Below are 20,624 nucleotides of genomic sequence, written 5' to 3'. Positions count from 1 at the left end.
TAGATATCTTCATTGGTATAACGAAGATCGGATTAAGATGTCTTTGGGTGGCATGAGCCCGATACAGTATAGAATAAGTTTAGGCTTATTGCCTACAAAGTGAGGACGGTCCAAAAAAACGTCTGCACCCCCAATTTGGGAATTTACTAAGGTTTTACCCCCTATGGGGGATTGTGGAGTTATGCGAAAAGCAAGTATGATAAAAATGCAAGATACACACGAATAAAATAAGAAAGAAGCAGACTTCTATGGAACATTCTGAACTGTATCGAAAAATAGGGCGTAACTGCCTCATTTTCCTCATTGCCATGGCTATTCTTTCCGTCGTCGTCTTTTTTGTTGCCTCCTATGCGCCAGGTGATCCCTTGCAATCCTTTTATGGTGACGGCGTAGAACGCATGAGTACAGCCGAACAGATGGCGGCGCGCCACCGTTTGGGCCTGGACGGGCCGGTATACGAACGCTATGGCATTTGGCTCGATCATGCTGTCCACGGTGATTTCGGTATTTCCCTCAAGTACAAGGAACCGGCCAGTCAGGTCATTGCTGACTATATTGGCAATACACTGATTCTGGGTTTAGTGTCCTACATCCTCGTCTTTGTTCTGGCCATTGCCTTGGCCATTTGCTGTACCTTATACGAAGATACGTGGCTCGACCGGTTCATTTGCAAGACCGGTACGGTTCTGTATTACCTGCCAGCCTTTTGGGTGGGCTTGCTCCTCATCCTCGTTTTCAACGTCAACCTGGGCTGGCTGCCCGGCAGCGGCGCCTATGACCCCGGCCAGAGTGGCAATCTTGTAAACCGTATAGAGCACATGGTTTTGCCCGTAATGGTCATGATTGCCAGTCACGTCTGGTACTACGCCTACATGATTCGCAATAAGCTCCTCGACGAAGTCCGGCAGGATTACGTCTATTTGGCTAAAATGAAAGGCCTGAGCCGTTTGCAGGTCCTGTGCCGTCACTGCCTGCGCAACGTCTGGCCCACGATTATCAGCATCATGGCTGTGTCGGTCAATCACATCATCGGCGGCACCTATGTCGTGGAAGCGGTATTTTCCTATCCGGGCCTGGGCCGGCTCTCCATTGAAAGCGCCAAATACCACGACTACAATCTGCTCATGCTCATCGTCCTCATTACGGGCATGATCGTCATCGCCTCAGGTATTGTAGCCCATAACCTGAGTGAACACATCGACGGCCGTATGAAAGCCGGGAAAGGAGACTCGCCATGGACGCATCACCGTTGTTTCAAGTCGTAGGCCCGGGAAAAAATACGCCTGTACCGGCTCCGAAGCATTCCCGCTTCCAGCACTTTTGGCACACCTATCCGGTCGTTTCCATGGTCATCCTGGCGGGAATCCTGGTCTTGTGTGCTGCCGCGCCGCTCGTAGCCAATCACGATCCGGCCGAATTCTATCTCCAGCATCTGAATACACCGCCGAATCGCGAGTTTTACTTTGGCACCGACTCGTTAGGACGGGATATCTTTTCCATTATCTGGTATGGCGGCCGTGTCTCCCTGACCGTCGGCTTCCTGGCCATGATCATTTCCACGGCAATTGGCATTACCTACGGCTGCCTGAGCGGTCTGGCGTCGCCTGCTGCCGATTCCATCCTCATGCGTACGGCCGAGCTGATCAGCAGTATTCCGTCCATTTTGCTCATGCTTCTCATGCTGGCCTTTGTTCACGAGCCGGATGTCTTTATCATTTCCCTGGTCATCGGCGTCTCGTCGTGGATGAACTTGGCCCGTATTGTGCGCAGCGAAGTCCGGCAAATCCGCGGCAGCGATTATGTCCTCATAGCACGAACTATGGGTGCAGGCTTTTTCCATATCGTCTGGAAGCATTTGCTGCCTAATTTCCTGTCGCCCATTATGTTTATGGTCGTGTCCAGTATCGGCACGGCCATGATGGTGGAGTCGACACTGAGCTTTTTGGGGATTGGCCTGCCCGTAGAAATCATTTCCTGGGGCTCTATGCTGTCGTTGGCTAACCGGGCCTTGCTCACCAATGCCTGGTGGGTTATCTTTATTCCCGGTATTTTTTTAGTTGTTACCCTGCTTTGTATTACCCATATAGGCCACTGCTTGCGACGGGAGGTGAATCGTGGCTGTAGCAATCTCTAAGGGCCTATGGGAAATCATATCTTTAGGAGGAGAGAAGATGAGAATTTTTAAGTATGTTTGTTTAGTTGTCTTAGCCGTTGCATTTTGTCTCATAGCAGCCGGCTGTGGCAGCGATTCGGCAAAGAGCAACGAAAAGGTCCTGACCTATGCCAGTGCCGATTATACGACGATCAATTCGATTTTGAATACGCACGACGAATTGCCTGATATTATTTTTTCCGGTCTTATGACCTATGATGCCAAGGGCAATCCCATTCCGGACCTGGCTACGAAATACGAATTCGATCCGGCTACGCTGACCTATACCTTCCACCTGCGTGACGGCGTTACCTGGCATGACGGCCAGCCCTTTACGGCGGCTGATGTCAAGTTTACCCTCGATACGCTGACGAGCAATAAAGATTTGGAAGCATCTATTACGGACAATTACAAGGAAATCGAATCGGTTACGACGCCGGACGACAAAACGGTTGTCATCAAATTGTCCCAGCCGAACTCAGCCATGCTCAATTATCTGACCATCGGTATCCTGCCCAAGCACCTTTTGGAAGGCAAGAATATCATGACCGATTCTTTCAACCAGCACCCAGTCGGCACAGGCCGCTACAAGTTCGTCAGCTGGGATAAGGGCCAGTCCATTACGGTTGAAAAGAACGACAAATTCTACGGCAAACAGCCCAAGATAGACAAGATCATCTTTAAGATCATTCCTGATGAAAACGCCAAAGCAGCCCAGGTAAAATCCGGTGGCGTCGATTTGGCCTGGCTCAATGCGTAGAACGCCAAATCCTTCCGCGACAACAAGGATTTCACCGTCTATGATTTCAAGACGGCCGATTACCGCGCCATTGCCCCCAATTTCCAGTCAGCCTTCTGGCAAAAACACGCCGACATAATTCCCCTCCTGGGCTATGCCCTCGATAAGAAAGCCATCGTCGACAGCGTCCTCACCGGCCAGGGTGCCGTAGCCTACAGTCCCTTGCAGATGAACGCCGAATATAATGACCCAGACGTCAACCACCGCGACTACAACCCGGAATTCTTCAAACAGCAAATGGCAGCAAAGGGCTGGGTCCTCGGCAGTGACGGTATTTATGAAAAAGATGGCGAAAAGCTGTCCTTTAGCGTCGATACGCGCGAATACGAAACGGAACGCGTCGATATCGCCCAGATCGCGTCGAGCCAGTTCAAGAAGGCTGGCGTCGACATGCAGGTTCACATCGTACCGAAGCTCGATTGGAAGACCCTCGAATCCTTCCTCATCGGCGAAGCGGCTCCCTTCGATCCCGATAACGGCACGTACGACCTGTTCTATACCGGTGGCAGCGGCAACTACACGCATTACAGCAATCCTGCCGTCGACCGGGCCTTGGCGGCAGCCCGCGCCTCCTATGACCCGGCTGTGCGGAAACAGTATTACAACGAATTCCAGCAGGCCTGGGCACAGAATCCGGCCTACATCATGGTTGCCTACCTGGACGGTAACTACGTCGCCGCCAAGAAAGTAACCGGCCTTTCGACAGAACGCATCCTCGGCCACCACGCCGTCGGCGTTATGTGGAACATTGAAGACTGGGATATCCAGTAAGCAAAAAAGCACGCAGAATATGTCCGGAAACCTCCTGCAGGAGGCTTCCGGCCTTTCTGCATTTTAGAAAGGGGAACCATCCTATGGGGGAATATGCCTTGCATGTCGATCATTTATCTGTTACCTTTCATACCGAAGCCGGTTCCGTCGAAGCCGTACGGGACGTGTCGCTGGCCCTGAAGAAAGGGGAAATACTCGCCCTGGCCGGTGAATCAGGCTGTGGCAAATCGGTTCTGTGCCGCTCCCTCGTAAAGCTCCTGCCGGCCTATGCCGCCATTACATCAGGCACCATTACGGTTCATGATACGGACATTACAGCGTATACAGATACACAAATGCAGGCCCTGCGCGGCAAAACCATTGCCATGGTCTTTCAAAACCCGCTGACGACACTCAACCCGTCTATGACGATGGGCGCACAGCTCCGCGAGGCCTTAATCCGTAAAGAAAAGCTGAGCCGTCAAGAAGCGGATGAACGGGCTGTAGAGCTCTTACACCTCGTCGGCATTTCTGATGGGGAACATCGCCTGCACATGCTGCCCCAGGCCTTTTCCGGCGGTCAGCGCCAGCGCTGCGCCCTGGCCATTGCCCTGGCGGCGTCACCGGACATCCTCCTGGCTGATGAACCGACGACGGCCCTCGATGTGACCGTGCAGATGCAGATCCTCGATTTGCTCAAACACCTGCGCGACGTCATGGGCCTGTCGATCCTTTTCATTACCCATGATTTGGGTGTCGTAGCCCGCCTGGCCGACCGCGTCGCCATCATGTATGCCGGAAAAATCGTCGAAATCGGTACAGCCGACGAGATATTCTACGACGCCCGGCATCCCTACACGTGGGGTCTCCTGCAGGCCCTGCCGTCAGCTGTCGGACCGGGCGAGCGGCTTCAAGCTATTCCCGGCATGCCGCCCTATTTGGCACCGCCGCCAGCAGGTGATGCCTTCGCGGCACGCAATCCTTATGCCCTGGCCATCGACTATGAAACAGCCCCGCCATTTTTCTCTGTTTCGCCAACCCACGAGGCGGCTACATGGCTTTTGGATCCGCGGGCACCGAAAATACCACAGCCGGCATGGCTGCAGAAGAGAGGCTAGAGTATGGCATTACTTGAATTACGTCACTTGTGTCAATATTTTCGGCTGGATGGAGGACATGTACTCAAAGCTGTCGATGATGTTTCCCTGACCATTGCTGACGGGGAAACATTGGGCCTCATTGGGGAATCAGGCTGTGGCAAATCGACCTTGGCTCGGACCATTATGGGCCTGCACGAGGCAACAAGTGGTGAGCTGCTTTTTGCCGGCCAGAACATTTCCACAGCGGCCTTGCGCCAGCCCTGGCAAAAGAAGCTGGCCAAAGACCTGCACATGATATTCCAGGACTCTGACGGCGCCCTAAACCCGCGTATGACCGGTGCCGACAGTATCCGTGAAGGCCTGCGCCTGACCCACGGCCATCAGGGCGGAGAAGACGCGCTCCTTACGCGCCTGTTGCACCGCGTCGGCCTGGACGATCGCTACGGTGCCATGTATCCGGCTGATCTTTCCGGCGGCCAGCGGCAGCGCATTGCTATTGCCCGCTGCCTCGCTGTGGCCCCCAGGCTGATGATCGCCGACGAACCGATTGCCGCCCTGGACGTATCCATTCAGGCGCAAATCATCAACCTCCTCAAGGACCTGCAGGCAGAACAGCACTTTTCCATGCTCTTCATTGCCCATGACCTGGCCGTCGTCCGCCACATCAGCCAGCGCGTCGCCGTCATGTACGCAGGCAAGCTCGTCGAAATCGGCCCGACAGAGGCCATTTTTAACCATCCTGGCAATGCCTACACGCGCCAGCTCCTGGCCTCCATCCTGCGGCCGGACCCAATTTACGAACGACAAAAAATCGTGCCTGCCTATAGCCGGGACGAGTACGACCTGGACGGGGAACTCGTAGAAACCGGGCCGGGCCACTTCGTCAGAAAACAAAGCAAAGCCTAGTCGCGGTACGCGGCAACTGCATTTTCTCTTTTCTCACTCGCCGTACGCGGATGCGTACGGCGTATTTGCTTGCTCTGATACGAAGCCCTCTGCTTATTAATATATTTCAGTAATTGACATATGATATACTCTGATATATATTAATAATCAGAAAGGAGGCCTGCTTATGGACAAAATCAACGTACAACTCTTGCTCACGCCGGATGAATACAAATCGCTCAAAGAAAATGCCGACGCACAGGGGCTGACTGTGCCGTGCTATATCAAGAGCATGGTTCTCGAAAAGGATACATTCTACGAATACTATAAGCAGCTTTTAGATAAGGTAGAAGCCCTGCCACAGGGGACGAAATTCGACATTAAATCCCTCTTCGGCGTGGAATGGACTATGCCTAGAGGCATTAAGCTCAGCTTGGGCCGGACCTACCTGAACCGCGTCCACAAAGGAATCATTCAAAACGTCGAAGCTATTGGCAAAGACAGCTCCCACGTCATGTGGTATAGAAGAAAGTGAAGAAAGAGAGGAACTACCATGTCCAGAATCAATATCGGTGCCAAACCGTACATCATGCCCTTGCCGGTGCTCATGCTCTCGGCCTACGATGCTAAGGAAGAACCTTGCGCTATGCTCGCTGTCTGGGGCGGCATCAGTCATGAAAAAGAAATCTCTATCACCGTCGCTGCCCAGCGTCACACTCTAAAAGGCATTCTTGCTAAGGGTGCCTTCATCGTCAGTATGGCCGACGTTGAACACGAAGCCGCCTGCGACTACTTAGGCATCACACCTGGGAGCAGAGTAGAAGATAAATTTGCCAAGACAGGCTTTCATACGACGAAATCAGAGTTTGTCGATGCACCCCTTATCGACGAGCTCCCCTTTGCTGTCGAATGCCGTGTCAAAAGCTACGACCCGGAAACGTGGCGCCTCGTAGGCGAAATCGTCAACGTCAGCTTGGATGAACGAATTCTAGGAGAAGACGGCAAGGTCTCCTTTGACAAATTCCATCCCCTGGCCTTTGATTGGATGAACAAAATTTACCTCTCCTTAGGAGAAAAAGTAGGACAAGCCTACCACGACGGAATGGCACTGCGTTAAGCCGAAACCGGCAGTATCGGCCTAGAAAACAATAGGGCTGTACGGCCTTTCAACTGTGATATTCTACTATATACCATGACTAACTAGAGGAGTACACCATGACAGAAAAAGAAAAAATGCAACATGGCCAGCTTTACGATGCCAATAATGATGCAGCTCTCGTGGCCGAACGGACGCAGGCCAAGGATCTTTGCTACGATTTCAATTCCCTCCGCCCATCAGAAACGGAAAAGCAGGCCGCTATCCTGGAAAAGCTCCTGGGTAGTAAGGGAAAAAACTGTGCTATTATGGCGCCTTTCTGGTGCGACTATGGCTACAATATCCACGTAGGTGACAATTTCTTCGCCAACCACAACACGGTCATCCTGGACGGCGCTCCCGTCACCTTTGGCGACAACGTCTTCATTGCACCCAATTGCGGCTTTTACACAGCCGGCCATCCCGTCGACTACGAAAGACGTAATGCCGGCCTGGAATACGCCTATGCCATCACCGTCGGCAGCAACGTCTGGATCGGCGCCGCCGTCCACGTCCTCCCAGGCGTCACCATCGGCAGCAACGTCGTCATCGGCGCCGGCAGCGTTGTCGTCAAGGACATCCCCGACAACAGCGTCGCTGTAGGCAACCCCTGCAAGGTCATCCGGCCCATTACAGAAGCCGACAAAAAAACCTGCTTCGACAGAGGATAAGACACAAAAAAAGAACCTGCGAAAGGTTCTTTTTTTAAAATATTCTTCCTACATCATATTGCCTGCAAATGATGTAGGAAGAATGTTCTTGATGTAGAAACAGCATCAAGAGCAACGGACAACACGGGAATCCCCCCAGACTTGCACGCCTGTTCCTCTCTAGAGTATAATATATCATGTAAAATTATAAAAACGATACCACTGCGTCCCCCAGGCGCGTACGAAGAGAGAGGAACTATCATGATCTTGTCCGGCAAGGAAATTGTCAAACATTTAGGTAAAGAAATCATCATTACGCCCTTTCATCCTGACCGGGTGAATCCCAACAGCTATAACCTGTCCTTACACAACCAGCTTATGGTCTACGATAATCACGAGCTCGACATGGCCAAGCCCAACCCGGCTTCGACCATTTATATCCCCAAGAGCGGTTACGTCCTGCAGCCTAACAAGCTCTATTTGGGCCGGACCAATGAATACACGAAAACGGAAAGCTACATCCCTATGCTTGAAGGCCGTTCGTCTGTTGGCCGCTTAGGCGTCTTCATCCACGTCACGGCTGGCTTTGGTGACGTCGGCTTTGCCGGCTACTGGACACTGGAAATCTTCTGCGTCCAGCCGATCCGCATTTACCCGGATGTCGAAATTTGCCAGATTTATTATCATGATATTGACGGAGAATACGATACGTACCACGGTGGTAAATACCAGAACAACACAGGCATCCAGCCGAGTATGCTCTGGCAGGACTTTCAGAAGAAGGTGAAATAAGTGCTTCAAGAAATTAAATTGACAGATATTGGTGGCTTTTCCATCGGTAACAGCCAAAACGAAGCGGCCGGCACAGGCTGTACAGTCATCATATGTCCTGACGGCGCTCCTTGCGGCCTCGATGTACGTGGTGGCGGTCCGGCCAGCCGGGAATCGGAGCTCCTCAACCCGCGGGCAGCAGCCGACCGGATTCATGCCGTCCTCCTCAGCGGTGGCAGCGCTTACGGTCTCGATGCCGCCGGCGGTGTCATGCGTTACCTGGAAGAACACGATATTGGCTTCGACACGCGCATTTGCAAGGTGCCCCTCGTCGTCGCCTCATGCATTTACGACTTAGGCTGTGGCAGCAACGTCCGTCCTGATGCGGCCTTAGGCTACGCCGCCTGTGTGGCTGCCGAAACGAACGACGTCCAGCCGGGCAACTACGGAGCCGGTACAGGCGCTACCGTAGGGAAGGCCTGTGGCGCCGACTATATGATGAAATCGGGCCTCGGTATCTTTGCCGCCCAGGCAGGGGATATCAAGGTAGGCGCCGTCGTAGCCGTCAACGCCTTAGGCGACGTTATCAGTGGCGACGGCCAGATTCTGGCCGGCATGCGCGCCAAAGACGGCCAGGGCTTTGCCGACACGCGCCGCGTCCTCCTCGACGAATACGGCCAGACAGATACGCTCTTTTCCCAGCGCGCCGCAGCAGCCGTAACCAATACGACTATCGGTGCCATCATTACCAACGGCCGTTTCGACAAGGCACAGCTCGGTAAGCTCGCTGCCTTTGCAGGCAACGGTATTGCCCGTTCCATCCGCCCTGTCAACACCATGGCCGATGGTGATTCCCTTTACGCCCTCAGCGTAGGCACTGTCAACGCCGAAATCAACACGACAGGCACCCTCGCTGCCTATGTCATGGAAGAAGCCGTCCGCCGCGCCGTTCAGTCGGCTAAAGGCGCCTACGGCGTCCCGTCTTGTCAGGATCTCTAAGTTTATATAGGCTATTTCACCGGGCCTGCGGTATCTTGTCCCAACAGCCGCCCAGGCCCGGTTTGTTATACCCCGAAGGAGGAAGTTTCATGAAAATCGTTGTTCTCATGGCGAGCCCGAATGTCAACGGCTCGACCCATTTACTGACCGAAGCCTTTACGGAAGGCGCCCAGTCTAAAGGTCACGACGTACAGGTTATCGACGTAGCCCACGCCAACGTCCAGCCCTGCACAGGCTGCGTCGCCTGCGGCTACGAAGGACCCTGTATACTGCACGATTCCATGGATGGCATCAAAGCGGCCATTCTCAGCTCGGATATGATCGTCTTTGCCACGCCCTTGTACTATTTCGGCATGTCAGCCCAGCTGAAGGTCGTCATCGACCGCTTCTGTTCCTTCAACAGCAGCCTCCATGCCAAGCATATGAAATCGGCCCTTCTGGCTGTCGCCTGGAATAGTGATGCCTGGACCTTTGAAGCCCTGTCCCTGCACTATAAGACACTCGTCAAATACTGTCATTTTGACGATAAAGGAGCTATCCTCGGCACCGGCTGCGGTACGCCGTCTATGACGCGGCACAGCGCATTTATGGAAAAAGCCCGCGCCCTCGGCGCCAGCCTCTAAGAAAAAAAACACGCCAAAAAGCCATCGTCACGGGAGAAGGACGATGGCTTTTTGACGTGCGAGAGAGAAAAGATGAGAGATGAGGCCCTCCTGTGTGCAAGAGGAGAGGATATGTATAGGAAGCCGTGAGATGGCGCAGTTTACTGCGTGATGACACGGCGTACCTGGCTGTAGGCCTGTTCCATGCCGCTCGGTTCAGCTTCGAGGAAGTTGAGGAACATGAAGGAAAGCTGGGCTCCTACGTAGTTGCGGAAATGGTTGAAGAGGGCACCGTTGAGGTCGCTTTCGGACATGCCGTATTTTTCGCGGGCAATGGTTTTCAAGAGGACGACCGATTTCTGGGCTGCCGGTACAGAGAGAACCCAGTCGTGGTCACCCAGGTGGACGATGTAGCCTTCCTGGTGATGCGGTGCCGGAAGACCGCCCATGCCGTTAATGAGGCCGTAATCGACAGGATCCTTTTGTGCCATCATAGCAGCGGCGCGGAGCCAGCCGACGACTGCTTCTTCTTCCTTCGGCGACGACGGCGCACCGTGGGCACAGGCCTGGGCTACGACAACTTCAGGCGGGAAGCCGCGGTAAATCGTTTCGGCCAAGGAAATGACGTGATGCGCACCTTGGCCGGCAATGGTGTATTCCTTCAGGGAGGCTCCGTCCGGCTGCCACTGAAAGACGAAAGGCTTACAGATATCGTGCATGGCCTGGCCAGCCAGGGCCACATCGCGGTGGACATCGTAGCCGAAGACTTCTTTATACGTATCGCAAATATACGACGTAATGTGCATATTGACGCCCACGTGCGTAGCCAAGCCACCGGGATAGGAGTGATGGCTGCCGTAGCCGCTGCCAGGCGCCGTGCGAAAGGGCTGGACGCTGCCGTTATACGGCGGCAGGAGATGGGCTACATCAATCTTAGACGTATCGATCAGACCGGCACTGGCCAGCTGGCTGTAAAGCCGGGAAATAGCACTCTGGCCAGGGTAATTGGCCATAAACGTCGGCGTCGGATCGTTGAGCAGCTTCAACACAGCACTGCGCAAGCTAGCGTCAGAAATTTTCTGGCTTATAGAAATAATCGAAGAGAAGGAATCATATACCAGCGTCGAAGCCTTTGCCGCTGCCATCGCATCACGAGGCAACCCCTTCAACGTCACCGGAACAAGCTTCCGTTTCACCGTCGTTGCACCACCAGTCAACTCACTGGCCAAAGATAAAGCGGGAACCGATAAAATAGCCGCCCCCAAAGCAGACCCTGCTGCCAACTTCAAAAAGCCACGCCGTGAAACCCCGTTATGTTCATCCATATTAGAATCCTCCTTATAAGTTGAGAGAACATGCCAACACAGGTCATGCACCTGTAAGCACATCTTTCATTTGCCTCAAGTATAAGGGAGAAATGTATAACAAAAGTGCAAAGACTGTAAGAACTTTGAAAAGCTTTCCCCAAGCTTTCCCTGGGGGGAAAGTGGGCGCGAAGCGCTCGATAGAGACGCAACGCCCCTGTGCGGGCGTTGCGCCGTCACTACTCAATGATTGAAGAATTCAATCATTGAGCCAATCCCTGTGCGGGCGTTGCGCCGTCACTACTTAATGATTGAAGAATTCAATCATTGAGCCAATCCCGTGCGGGCGTTGCGCCGTAACTACTCCAGGATTGAAGAATTCAATCCTGGAGCCAATCCCCGTGCGGGCGTTGCGCCGTAACTACTCCAGGATTGAAGAATTCAATCCTGGAGCCGATCCCCGTGCGGGCGTTGCGCCGTAACTACTCCAGGATTGAAGAATTCAATCCTGGAGCCGATCCCCGTGCGGGCGTTGCGCCGTAACTACTCCAGGATTAAAGAAATTCAATCCTGGAGCCAATCCTGTGCGGGCGTTGCGCCGTATAACAACATAATTACAGAACTCTCAATCCATTAGTCAAAGTCTTCATCACCGCGTGAATTTATTGACAGTCTCCCAATCTTGTGATACCATTAACGGCATGAAACAAAGCCCATGACGGAAAAGAGTAGACAGCCACCATGCAGCGAGACAGGGATAGTGCAAGCCTGCCAACGGTTGCCGAAGGCCTTCCTGAGGCTGCGGCAGGAAGCCCCTTTGGGTGCGTATGGCCGCCTGAACTGAGCGGGCCCTTTGGGCCAATCAGGGTGGAACCGCGGGTGTTTACTCGTCCCTGTAACATCACTACGATGTTACAGGGGCTTTTTTTATTATTAGGAGGGAATAATCCATGAATTTTCAGCAAATGAGCTTCGCTTTGAAGAAGTTTTGGTCCTCCCAGGGCTGCATCATACAGGAACCGTATGATGTAGAAAAAGGTGCCGGCACGATGAACCCGGCCACCTTCCTTCGTACCCTGGGCCCGGAACCGTGGCACGTAGCCTATGTCGAACCGTCCCGTCGTCCTGCTGACGGCCGCTATGGCGACAACCCGAACCGTCTCTATCAGCACCATCAGTTCCAGGTCATCTGCAAACCGAGCCCGGATAACATCCAGGAACTCTACCTGCAGAGCCTCGAAGTACTGGGCATCAATTTAAAAGAACACGACATCCGTTTCGTAGAAGATAACTGGGAATCGCCGACCCTCGGCGCCTGGGGCCTGGGCTGGGAAGTCTGGCTCGACGGCATGGAAGTCACTCAGTTCACCTACTTCCAGCAGGTCGGCGGCATCGACGTCCATCCCGTTTCCTCGGAAATCACGTACGGCATGGAACGTCTGGCCATGTACATCCAGGGCGTAGACAACGTCTATGACCTCGAATGGACCGACGGCGTAACCTACGGCGACATTTTCCATCAGAACGAATTTGAACAGTCTTCCTACGCCTTCGAAGTCAGCGACGCCAAGCTCCTGTTCCACCTCTTCGACCTCTATGAAGCCGAAGCCATGCGCACTATCGAAGCCGGCTTCGTACTGCCGGCCTATGACTATGCCCTCAAATGCTCGCACACCTTCAACCTGCTCGACGCCCGCGGCGCCATCAGCGTTAGCGAACGTGCCGCCTTCATCGGCCGCGTCCGCAACCTGTCCCGTGCCTGCGCCCGCGCTTACCTTGAACAGCGCGAAAAATTAGGATTCCCAATGCTGAAGGAGGAAAACAAATGAGTAAAGACATATTGCTGGAAATCGGCACGGAAGAAATCCCTGCCCATTATATGCCATCCATTCTCAGCCAAGTAAAAGACCTGGCTGCAAAGAAACTGGATGCCGCCAATATTACCTATACATCCATCCGCTCCCTCGGCACACCGCGCCGTATTGCCCTCCTCGTTGCCGGCGTAGCGGAAAAACAGGCCGACGTATCGGCTAAAAATAAAGGACCTTCCGTCAAGATCGCTTTCGACGCTGAAGGCAAACCGACCAAGGCTGCTATGGGCTTTGCCCGCGGCCAGAAAATCGCCGTCGAAGATCTCGTCGTAGAAGATGGCTACGTCTATGCCAACGTTACGACCATCGGCGCCGAAACAGCCGGTCTCCTGCCGGATATCCTGAAAGACATCATCCTGTCCCTGAGCTTCCCGAAGAGCATGATCTGGGGCTCTCAGACGGTTCACTTTGTACGCCCCCTGCGCTGGCTCGTCGCCCTCTTTGGCACAGACGTCATTCCGTTCTCCATTGCCAACGTCCAGAGCGGCAAGATCAGCCGTGGCCACCGTTTCCTCGGTACGGGCGATTTCGAAATCCCCTCTATGGCTGCCTATGTAGACACAGCACGGGACCATTTCCTCATCGTCGATCCGGAAGAACGGAAACAGATGATTCTCGCCGGCTTCCAGCGCTTAGCTGACGAAAAAGGCGGCACTATCATGATGGACGAAGACCTCCTGGAAGAAGTCATCTTCCTCGTCGAATATCCGACAGCCCTGTGCGGCGAATTCGATAAAGAATTCCTCCAGCTCCCGGAAGCTGCCATCATTACGCCGATGAAAGACCATCAGCGCTATTTCCCCATGCACGACAAAGATGGTAACCTTATGAACCTCTTCCTCACGGTCCGCAACGGCGACGACTATCATCTGGAAACGGTACAGCACGGCAACGAACGCGTACTCCGCGCCCGTTTGGACGATGCCAAATTCTTCTTTGAAGAAGATAAGAAAAAGAAACTCAGCGACCGCGTCGGCGACCTGCAGCGCATTGTCTTCCAGGATGGCCTCGGCACGCTTAAAGACAAAGCAGAACGCCTGTCGGCTATTACCGTATTCCTTAATCACAAGCTCGACCTCGGCGTAGAAGACGAAGACCTGAAACGCGTCTCCGCCCTGGCTAAGACGGACCTCTTGACCCAGATGGTTGCCGAATTCACGGAACTCCAAGGCGTCATGGGCTGTGAATACGCCAAGATTGACGGCGAAAAACCGGAAATCGCTACAGCCATTTACGAACAGTACCTGCCGCGTTTTGCCGGTGACGACCTGCCACAGACGACCCTTGGCAAAATCCTCGGCCTGGCCGACAAGCTCGATACGATTACAGGCTCCTTCAGCCTGGGCCTCATCCCGACGGGCTCGCAGGATCCCTTCGCCCTGCGCCGTCAGACTATCGGCTGCCTGCACATCCTCATGGAAGCCGGCTGGAACCTGAACCTGCAGGAAGTATTCGCCTACATCCTGAGCCTCCTCGATACAGAAGCAGCCAAACGCGCCACGGTCATCGACCAGCTCACAGACTACTTCACGCTTCGTCTGAAAAACATCTTCCAGGACGAAGACATGGATTACCATATTATCGACTGCGTCCTCGCTTCGGACACGCTCAACGCCGCTGAAGCAGCCAAACGGGCTGATGCCCTCATCGCTGCCGACATCCGCAGCCAGGAAGACCTGCTCCAGGCCTTCACGCGCGTAGGCAACATGATCAAAGACGCTGAAGACACCGACGTAGACCCGAACCTCTTTGAAACAGAAGAAGAAAAAGCCCTCTATGCCGCTGTAACCGCCCTGGAAAACACAGTACACCAGCACTATGCCGTCTATGACATTACCGGTGCTATTCAGGAACTGTCCAAAGGCGTACCAGCCATCAACAACTTCCTCGACAACGTTCTCGTCATGCACGAAAACCCGGCTGTCAAAGAAAACCGCATGAACCTCCTCACACGGACCTTCGACCTCATCCGTCCCATTGGAGATATCAAAAAACTGAACTAACCTGCCAGCGGCGCAATGTAACAGTTCTGTGTCACTTGCCACCGATCCCTGACAGACTACGTTCAAATATGCTATAATAGGATAAAAATAGGTGCAGGAACTACGCCTGCATCTATTTTTATCTGAACCTAGTGCAAAAAGAGAGTAGGAAAGGAGATTTCTACAAATGAAATGTAAAAAATTGGCCCTTCTCCTGGCCGGACTGGCCGTCGTATCTTCCACAGCCTTTGCTGCCAACACTCCCTACGGTTTGCTGAACAGCTCTAACGAAGAAAGCTACGATAAAGTCCTGGTCTACCAGGCTCTGGACATGAACTACTACCGCTATATCAATGACACCTATCACTACGCCTTGGACATCCCGACATACGTCAACAAGGCCGACGTCAACGAAGGCGGAGATGGCTGCTATTTCCAGAACCTGAACGACAAAATCGTCGTCTCGACGTACGCCGTCAAAAACCAGATGAACTTCACCCTGGACGAACTGTACAACATGGACGTAGGCATCAACGGCTCGCCAAAACTCACCATCAACCAGAAGACCGGCAACCACTACACCATTTCGTGGACCAAAGACGACAAGTACTTCTACAAAGAACTCTACCTCGTACCGGACACCAACACGTACGTAGCCTTTTCCTTCGTCTGCCCGGCTAAAAACGCCAAGAAATACCAGAAAGACATTTTCCACATGAGCCAAAGCTTCACACCCAGTGGCGCCGTCATCTAAGCACAAAAAAGTTATAAAAAAAGAGCTTGCAAAAGCCTTCCCAGCGTAGTATAATACTATTGTTAATTCAGGCAGTCCTCTGTCCAGCCGACGATCGGTGTGTAGTTGATACCGACGGGGCACGAATGCCTATGAGGAGGAAAAAAACAATGAACATTATCAGCGTACTCGAAAATGAACAGCTTCGCAACGACATCCCCGACTTCCGCCCTGGCGATACCGTAAAGGTACACGTAAAGGTCGTCGAAGGTAACCGCGAACGTATCCAGGTATTTGAAGGCGTCGTTATCGGCCGTCACAACGGCGGTGTCCGCGAAACCTTCACAGTACGTCGTATTTCCTACGGTGTAGGCGTAGAACGTACCTTCCTGGTACACTCCCCGCGTCTGGCTAAAATCGAAGTATCGCGCCGCGGCATTGTTCGCCGTGCAAAACTGAATTACCTGCGCGGCCTTACAGGCAAAGCTGCCCGTATCCGCGAACGTCGGTAATAACAGAACTTCCTATTACAAGAACAAGAAAACAGGAGCCCAAAAGGGCTCCTGTTTCGCTTTCCCAGCTTTCCCCGGGGGGGAAGTGTCACCGAAGGTGACGATAGAGGCGTAACACGCCCGTGTGCGTGTTACGCCGTCACTACTCCATGCGTGAAAGAAATTCACGCATGGAGCCAATCCCGTGTGGGCGTTACGGCCTAACTACTCCAAGATTGAAGCATTCAATCTTGGAGCCAACGGTACAACCATAACGTAGAGAGAAGAAGCGTAACGCCCCCGTGCGGGCGTTACGCCGTCACTACTTAATGCGTGAAAGAATTTCACGCATTAAGCCAATCCCGTGCGGGCGTTACGCCGTCACTACTCCGAGCTTGAAAGAATTTCAAACTCGGAGCCAATCCCGTGTGCGTGTTACGCCGTCACTACTCCAATCCTGAAAGAATTTCAAACCCGGAGCCGATGGTACAACCATAACGTTAATTAATCACTAATCGACTGAAAACCGGAGCACCCATAACATCCACATCTCTTGCAATCCAAAAACAAAATTGATACAATACACATGAGGAACTGAACTACCTAGCATCTTCAGTGGAAGATACTGTGGTAGAGGCACCTCTATAGGAAAAACCGTAGAAAAGGAGTCTATGCAGTATGGTGGCTTTGGAGAAAGCTACTGCTGCATAGGCTCTTTTTGTATTTTCAGCAGATCAAAAAAATCTTTTCTCGCTTTGCTTTTTTTCCATAAGCAAAATAAAAATTCCTCACACCCATCAGCCCACTGAGCTCCCAAAAACCTTTCACGCCAGCCCTTCATAACACCCAAACCGCCTTGTACCCGGACTGGTCCTTATCCAACTGCGCTGGAAAATGGCCTTTTCCTGCAATATACGCAGATAATCTTCCTGCCTGTTAAATGCTGCAGCTCATCGCTCGTGTCATGTCAGGGCAATTCCTTTAGAAATAACGGAAACTGCAAGGTATTTCTTCGTGTGGCAAGGGCAACAAAATCATGGAATTACAACGACACCATGCGTTACGAGGGCGTTTTTTTTCTTCTTCATATAGGGAAAAACATGTATATTCCACACGGACATGATGGAAATTTGTACAACCATACCTGTATCGTTGCAGAAAGCTAAATGCGTTTATTCCTAAAGTGAAAATCATAAAAAAGCCTGATTACGGGCCTTTGTGAAGTACGTGAAAAAAGTTTCAGTTTTTAGAACTTTATTCTAAAATCCCTCTTGACAAGACGCAAAGCATAGTGTACCATAACCGTAAACATTGCAATGTTTGCTTCACCAATTCAAAAAGAAAATTCTGCTGAGGGGCAGAAGAGGGGTATTGATCATGACTTACGTAAAAAATTACATCATGTGTTGTTGTAGCTCCTAGTGTGCTGATACAACAAGAACCGTATCAAAACTGAATCGCACACAAATCATCCAGAGCAGCTGAAGGACTGGCCTTATGACGCTGCGGCAACCTCCTGTGAGGGCAGGAAGGTGCCAATTCCAGCAGGATCTAATACCTGACAGATGAGTAGGGGTTAAGTGCATGGCATATGCGCGTACTATCTGTCTGGGTAGTGCGCTTTTTTTGTACAAACAATCACAAAAAGATAGGGGTGTTTTCGTATATGGCACAGGGGACATATACAGAGGCTGCGCATCGTTCCAGCCTCTTAAGCAGTGAAGATTGGTGGGCCGTGTGGCTCGGGTTATTCATATCCGTACTCGGCTCCAGCCAGATTTTAGGTATTAATGTATTAGGCTGGGTGCCATCCTTTGGCGTCTGGATCAATCCGCTTCAAGCCGTCAAGGCCAATTCGGGGGAATTTGCCTGGCTCGGCGGACTGGGCTCCGTAGTGGCAGCCTACCTTTTCGTCTTAGCCGTTACGACCATTGGGGCCTACTTCATGGGGACAAAGGTGAAGAAATTTGCCCTCGGCCTGACCGTCATTTACTGGATTACTATTATTTCCAACATTATTGGCAACTACGCCTACTTAGCCGCTACGCCGAACAAGCGTGAAGCCTTCCAGATTCCCTGGTCCTTGAGCCTGGGCGAACTGGGCTTCGTCGTGGCTCTCTTAGCCGGACTTATTATTGGCAACTTCTTTCCTAAGATTTCCCGGTTCCTTTCGGACGCCGCCAAGCCAGAATGGTACATCAAGACTGGCATCGTCATCCTTGGCATGAACATCGGCATCCAGACCATCAGTGCCATGAGCCTGGCCAGCACGGTCATCATCCGCGGCATGTGCGCCGTCGTCGAAGCCTATCTCATTTACTGGCCTGTGGTCTACTTCATTGCCCGTAAGTTCTTCCACTTTACGCCTGAATGGGCAGCACCTATGGCCTCAGGCATTTCCATCTGCGGCGTTGCAGCAGCCATTGCTACAGGCAGTGCGATCCGGGCCCGGCAAATCGTACCGACCATCCTGGCTTCCGTCATTATCGTTTTCGTCGCCGTAGAGCTTTTGGTCCTGCCCTTTGCGGCAGCCTTCTTCCTTTCCGGAGAACCTATGGTAGCCGGCTCGTGGCTCGGCCTGGTCGTCAAGAGTGATGGTGGTGCCGTCGCCTCCGGTGCCATTGCGGATACACTGATCCGTAACGCAGCCCTGCAGCAATACGGCGTGAACTACCAGGAAGGCTGGATCCTCATGGCCACGACAACATCAAAGGTCTTCATCGATGTCTTCATCGGCGTCTGGTCCTTCATCCTCGCCGTCGTCTGGTCTGTCTACCATCTCAACAGCCGCACGGCTCAGGGCGGTAGTGCACACGTATCGAAACAGGAAATTTGGGAACGCTTCCCGAAATTCATCATCGGCTTCGTTGCCGCCTTGGTCCTCATGTTTGCCGCAGGCTATGTCTTCCCGGACATCGTCTCTGCAGCTAAAGAAGGCGCCGGCCAGGCCAACCTCCTGCGCAGCATCTTCTTCGGCCTTTGCTTTTTCTCCATTGGCCTCGTCACCAACGTACGCAAGCTCTGGCATGCAGGCCTGGGCCGCGTCGTCGGCGTCTATGCCATTGCGCTCGTAGGCTTCATCATCTGGGTCGGCCTCATCATTTCCTGGATCTTCTATCACGGCATCGTACCGCCAACAGTTTAAGCAAGAGGGGACACATTTCGTAGTATCAACATATCGTACATTTCAGAGGGGGAATTACACATGGTAGCAGAACGCTTAGCAACAGCAGACGAATATTATTATAAACATCAAAATAACGAAATCAGCGTAGAACGGAACCGCGCAGAAATGGACCTGGACGAAGACGAATACTTTCCCTTGCAGCCCATTGAAAAGAAACTTTGCGCATACTCCTTTGGCCTGGGCATCGTCCTCATGGCCGCATTTATCCTGGCCTTTGAAGTAATCTAAGCTTCTTCCGGGACCCGGAAAAAATAAGCAACAACAGAAGAGCCAGCAGCATGAGTTTCGGGGGAAGCTCGTGCTGCCGGCTCTTTTTTCTTCTCTCGCACCCTCGTGAGTACCGTACAGCTGCCGACATACTTTCACGAATTCGCCTTCCTCATAGGCGGCTGCTTCGTCCTTGCCCTAGGCGTCTACTTAGAACTCGTCGGCGACGTAGCCATGCTTCCAGGCGATGCCTTCAACCGGGCTGTAGCCTATGTCCTGCACCAGCACTATGATAAAGTGAAAATCACAGTAGATGTATCCATGACCGCCATATCGGCCGTCCTGTGCCTGGTCACCATGGGAAAACTGAACGGCGTTCGCGAAGGCACCATCGCAGCAGCCTTCCTCGTAGGCTATATCATTTGCGTATATCATGGCCTATTTACTCACTGGGAACAGGTTGTCCTGCCGAAAAAGGCGTATCAGTAAAACAAATAGCAGGAAAATTTGTGAAAAATTTAATAGAATTATAATCTAATTTTAATAATAGGAAGAAAACCTATGCTATAATAAGAGAACAAGAAGCCGTCTTTGACGAACTAGTATCCTAGTGCCCCCACACTAGAGATTCACAAAGGCGAACGAAACTAGTACCCACTTGCGTTCGCAGGCAAAGACAACTTCTTAATTTTATCTGTGTATAGGTCCTAAAAGCGAAAACAGGGACTATAAACAGGCTGGAAACACACCATACCCAACCTTGCTAAATCTGGGAAGACGTGCTACGTAAGCATACGAACGGGAAGTAAACCAACAGCACGTGCAAGAAAAATATGGAAGTCCGCCGGCCTCTTTCTATGAACTGCATTCTAAGGGGGGTGCAGACGTTTTTTTGGACCGTCCTCACTTTGTAGGCAATAAGCCTAAACTTATTCTATACTGTATCGGGCTCATGCCACCCAAAGACATCTTAATCCGATCTTCGTTATACCAATGAAGATATCTA

General features: G+C 52.4%; 21 protein-coding genes, 1 pseudogene and 1 riboswitch. Of the genes and pseudogenes, 19 read left to right on the top strand and 3 right to left on the bottom strand.

Annotation, left to right across the window (positions count from 1 at the left end; translation table 11 throughout):
- The 12 genes and pseudogenes from H8J70_RS11150 to H8J70_RS11095 form a co-directional block, all read left to right on the top strand.
- Window positions 1–103: IS3 family transposase (locus H8J70_RS11150; RefSeq protein ID WP_186503584.1), on the top strand; the 103-nt coding region annotated here is incomplete at its 5' end.
- 145 nt (window positions 104–248) lie between these two features.
- Window positions 249–1,265: an ABC transporter permease gene (locus tag H8J70_RS11145; RefSeq protein ID WP_186504367.1), complete on the top strand. Its 1,017-nt coding sequence runs from the start codon at window positions 249–251 to the stop codon at window positions 1,263–1,265.
- A complete protein-coding gene (locus tag H8J70_RS11140; RefSeq protein WP_186504366.1) occupies window positions 1,235–2,134 on the top strand; it encodes an ABC transporter permease in 900 nt (299 codons plus the stop codon). Before H8J70_RS11145 ends, H8J70_RS11140 begins: the two co-directional genes overlap by 31 nt.
- 37 nt (window positions 2,135–2,171) lie before the next feature.
- Window positions 2,172–3,722: pseudogene (locus H8J70_RS11135) on the top strand (ABC transporter substrate-binding protein).
- Window positions 3,723–3,805: 83 nt separating this feature from the next.
- Entirely contained in the window at window positions 3,806–4,819 is a 1,014-nt protein-coding gene (locus H8J70_RS11130; protein ID WP_186504365.1) for an ABC transporter ATP-binding protein, read from the top strand.
- A 3-nt stretch (window positions 4,820–4,822) separates the two neighbouring features.
- Window positions 4,823–5,707 carry an ATP-binding cassette domain-containing protein gene (locus tag H8J70_RS11125; protein WP_186504364.1) on the top strand — a complete coding sequence of 295 codons (885 nt, stop codon included), beginning with the start codon at window positions 4,823–4,825 and terminating at the stop codon, window positions 5,705–5,707.
- A gap of 166 nt (window positions 5,708–5,873) precedes the next feature.
- Window positions 5,874–6,221 (top strand): single-stranded DNA-binding protein, encoded by a 348-nt coding sequence (locus H8J70_RS11120; RefSeq protein ID WP_186504363.1) that lies wholly within the window; start codon window positions 5,874–5,876, stop codon window positions 6,219–6,221.
- A gap of 18 nt (window positions 6,222–6,239) precedes the next feature.
- Window positions 6,240–6,803, top strand: coding sequence for a flavin reductase family protein (locus tag H8J70_RS11115; protein ID WP_186504362.1), 564 nt, complete (start codon window positions 6,240–6,242; stop codon window positions 6,801–6,803).
- A 98-nt stretch (window positions 6,804–6,901) separates the two neighbouring features.
- On the top strand, window positions 6,902–7,492 hold the full coding sequence (locus tag H8J70_RS12735; protein ID WP_186504361.1) for a sugar O-acetyltransferase: 591 nt from the start codon (window positions 6,902–6,904) through the stop codon (window positions 7,490–7,492).
- 240 nt (window positions 7,493–7,732) lie between these two features.
- Window positions 7,733–8,263 carry a dCTP deaminase gene (gene dcd / locus H8J70_RS11105; RefSeq protein WP_186504360.1) on the top strand — a complete coding sequence of 177 codons (531 nt, stop codon included), beginning with the start codon at window positions 7,733–7,735 and terminating at the stop codon, window positions 8,261–8,263.
- Window positions 8,264–9,241, top strand: coding sequence for a P1 family peptidase (locus H8J70_RS11100; protein WP_186504359.1), 978 nt, complete (start codon window positions 8,264–8,266; stop codon window positions 9,239–9,241).
- Between the two features lie 89 nt (window positions 9,242–9,330).
- Window positions 9,331–9,864 (top strand): flavodoxin family protein, encoded by a 534-nt coding sequence (locus H8J70_RS11095; protein WP_186504358.1) that lies wholly within the window; start codon window positions 9,331–9,333, stop codon window positions 9,862–9,864.
- 140 nt (window positions 9,865–10,004) lie between these two features.
- Here the strand turns inward: H8J70_RS11095 and H8J70_RS11090 are convergent, their stop codons facing one another.
- The gene (locus H8J70_RS11090) at window positions 10,005–11,168 is read right to left on the bottom strand and encodes a TAT (twin-arginine translocation) pathway signal sequence (protein WP_186504357.1); all 1,164 of its coding nucleotides are present in this window, start codon (window positions 11,166–11,168) and stop codon (window positions 10,005–10,007) included.
- A 929-nt stretch (window positions 11,169–12,097) separates the two neighbouring features.
- Here H8J70_RS11090 and glyQ point away from each other — a divergent pair.
- From glyQ to rplS, 4 genes are all read left to right on the top strand, one after another.
- Entirely contained in the window at window positions 12,098–12,976 is an 879-nt protein-coding gene (gene glyQ / locus H8J70_RS11085; protein WP_186504356.1) for a glycine--tRNA ligase subunit alpha, read from the top strand.
- Window positions 12,973–15,021, top strand: a complete 2,049-nt coding sequence (gene glyS / locus H8J70_RS11080) for a glycine--tRNA ligase subunit beta (RefSeq protein WP_186504355.1) — start codon at window positions 12,973–12,975, stop codon at window positions 15,019–15,021. Before glyQ ends, glyS begins: the two co-directional genes overlap by 4 nt.
- 166 nt (window positions 15,022–15,187) lie before the next feature.
- On the top strand, window positions 15,188–15,754 hold the full coding sequence (locus tag H8J70_RS11075; protein WP_186504354.1) for a hypothetical protein: 567 nt from the start codon (window positions 15,188–15,190) through the stop codon (window positions 15,752–15,754).
- A 149-nt stretch (window positions 15,755–15,903) separates the two neighbouring features.
- On the top strand, window positions 15,904–16,245 hold the full coding sequence (gene rplS / locus H8J70_RS11070) for a 50S ribosomal protein L19 (protein ID WP_186504353.1): 342 nt from the start codon (window positions 15,904–15,906) through the stop codon (window positions 16,243–16,245).
- Window positions 16,246–16,921: 676 nt separating this feature from the next.
- Here the strand turns inward: rplS and H8J70_RS11065 are convergent.
- Complete coding sequence (locus tag H8J70_RS11065) at window positions 16,922–17,065, bottom strand: hypothetical protein (protein WP_186504352.1); 144 nt, start codon at window positions 17,063–17,065, stop codon at window positions 16,922–16,924.
- 624 nt (window positions 17,066–17,689) lie between these two features.
- Window positions 17,690–17,796: riboswitch (SAM riboswitch) on the top strand.
- A gap of 94 nt (window positions 17,797–17,890) precedes the next feature.
- Between H8J70_RS11065 and H8J70_RS11060 the strand changes: the two genes are divergently transcribed.
- The 3 genes from H8J70_RS11060 (at window position 17,891) to H8J70_RS11050 (ending at window position 20,107) form a co-directional block, all read left to right on the top strand.
- Window positions 17,891–19,369: a putative sulfate exporter family transporter gene (locus H8J70_RS11060; protein ID WP_186504351.1), complete on the top strand. Its 1,479-nt coding sequence runs from the start codon at window positions 17,891–17,893 to the stop codon at window positions 19,367–19,369.
- Between the two features lie 60 nt (window positions 19,370–19,429).
- Entirely contained in the window at window positions 19,430–19,639 is a 210-nt protein-coding gene (locus tag H8J70_RS11055) for a hypothetical protein (protein WP_186504368.1), read from the top strand.
- 105 nt (window positions 19,640–19,744) lie between these two features.
- Window positions 19,745–20,107: a DUF6198 family protein gene (locus H8J70_RS11050; RefSeq protein WP_186504350.1), complete on the top strand. Its 363-nt coding sequence runs from the start codon at window positions 19,745–19,747 to the stop codon at window positions 20,105–20,107.
- 414 nt (window positions 20,108–20,521) lie between these two features.
- On the opposite strand, the gene H8J70_RS11045 is transcribed toward H8J70_RS11050, so the two are convergent.
- Window positions 20,522–20,624 (bottom strand): IS3 family transposase (locus H8J70_RS11045; protein WP_186503584.1); only part of this gene is annotated, 103 nt, incomplete at its 5' end.

The organism is Megasphaera hominis (assembly GCF_014269395.1).
GTDB lineage: Bacteria > Bacillota > Negativicutes > Veillonellales > Megasphaeraceae > Megasphaera > Megasphaera hominis.
This window is presented reverse-complemented; position numbering and strand designations above follow the sequence as displayed.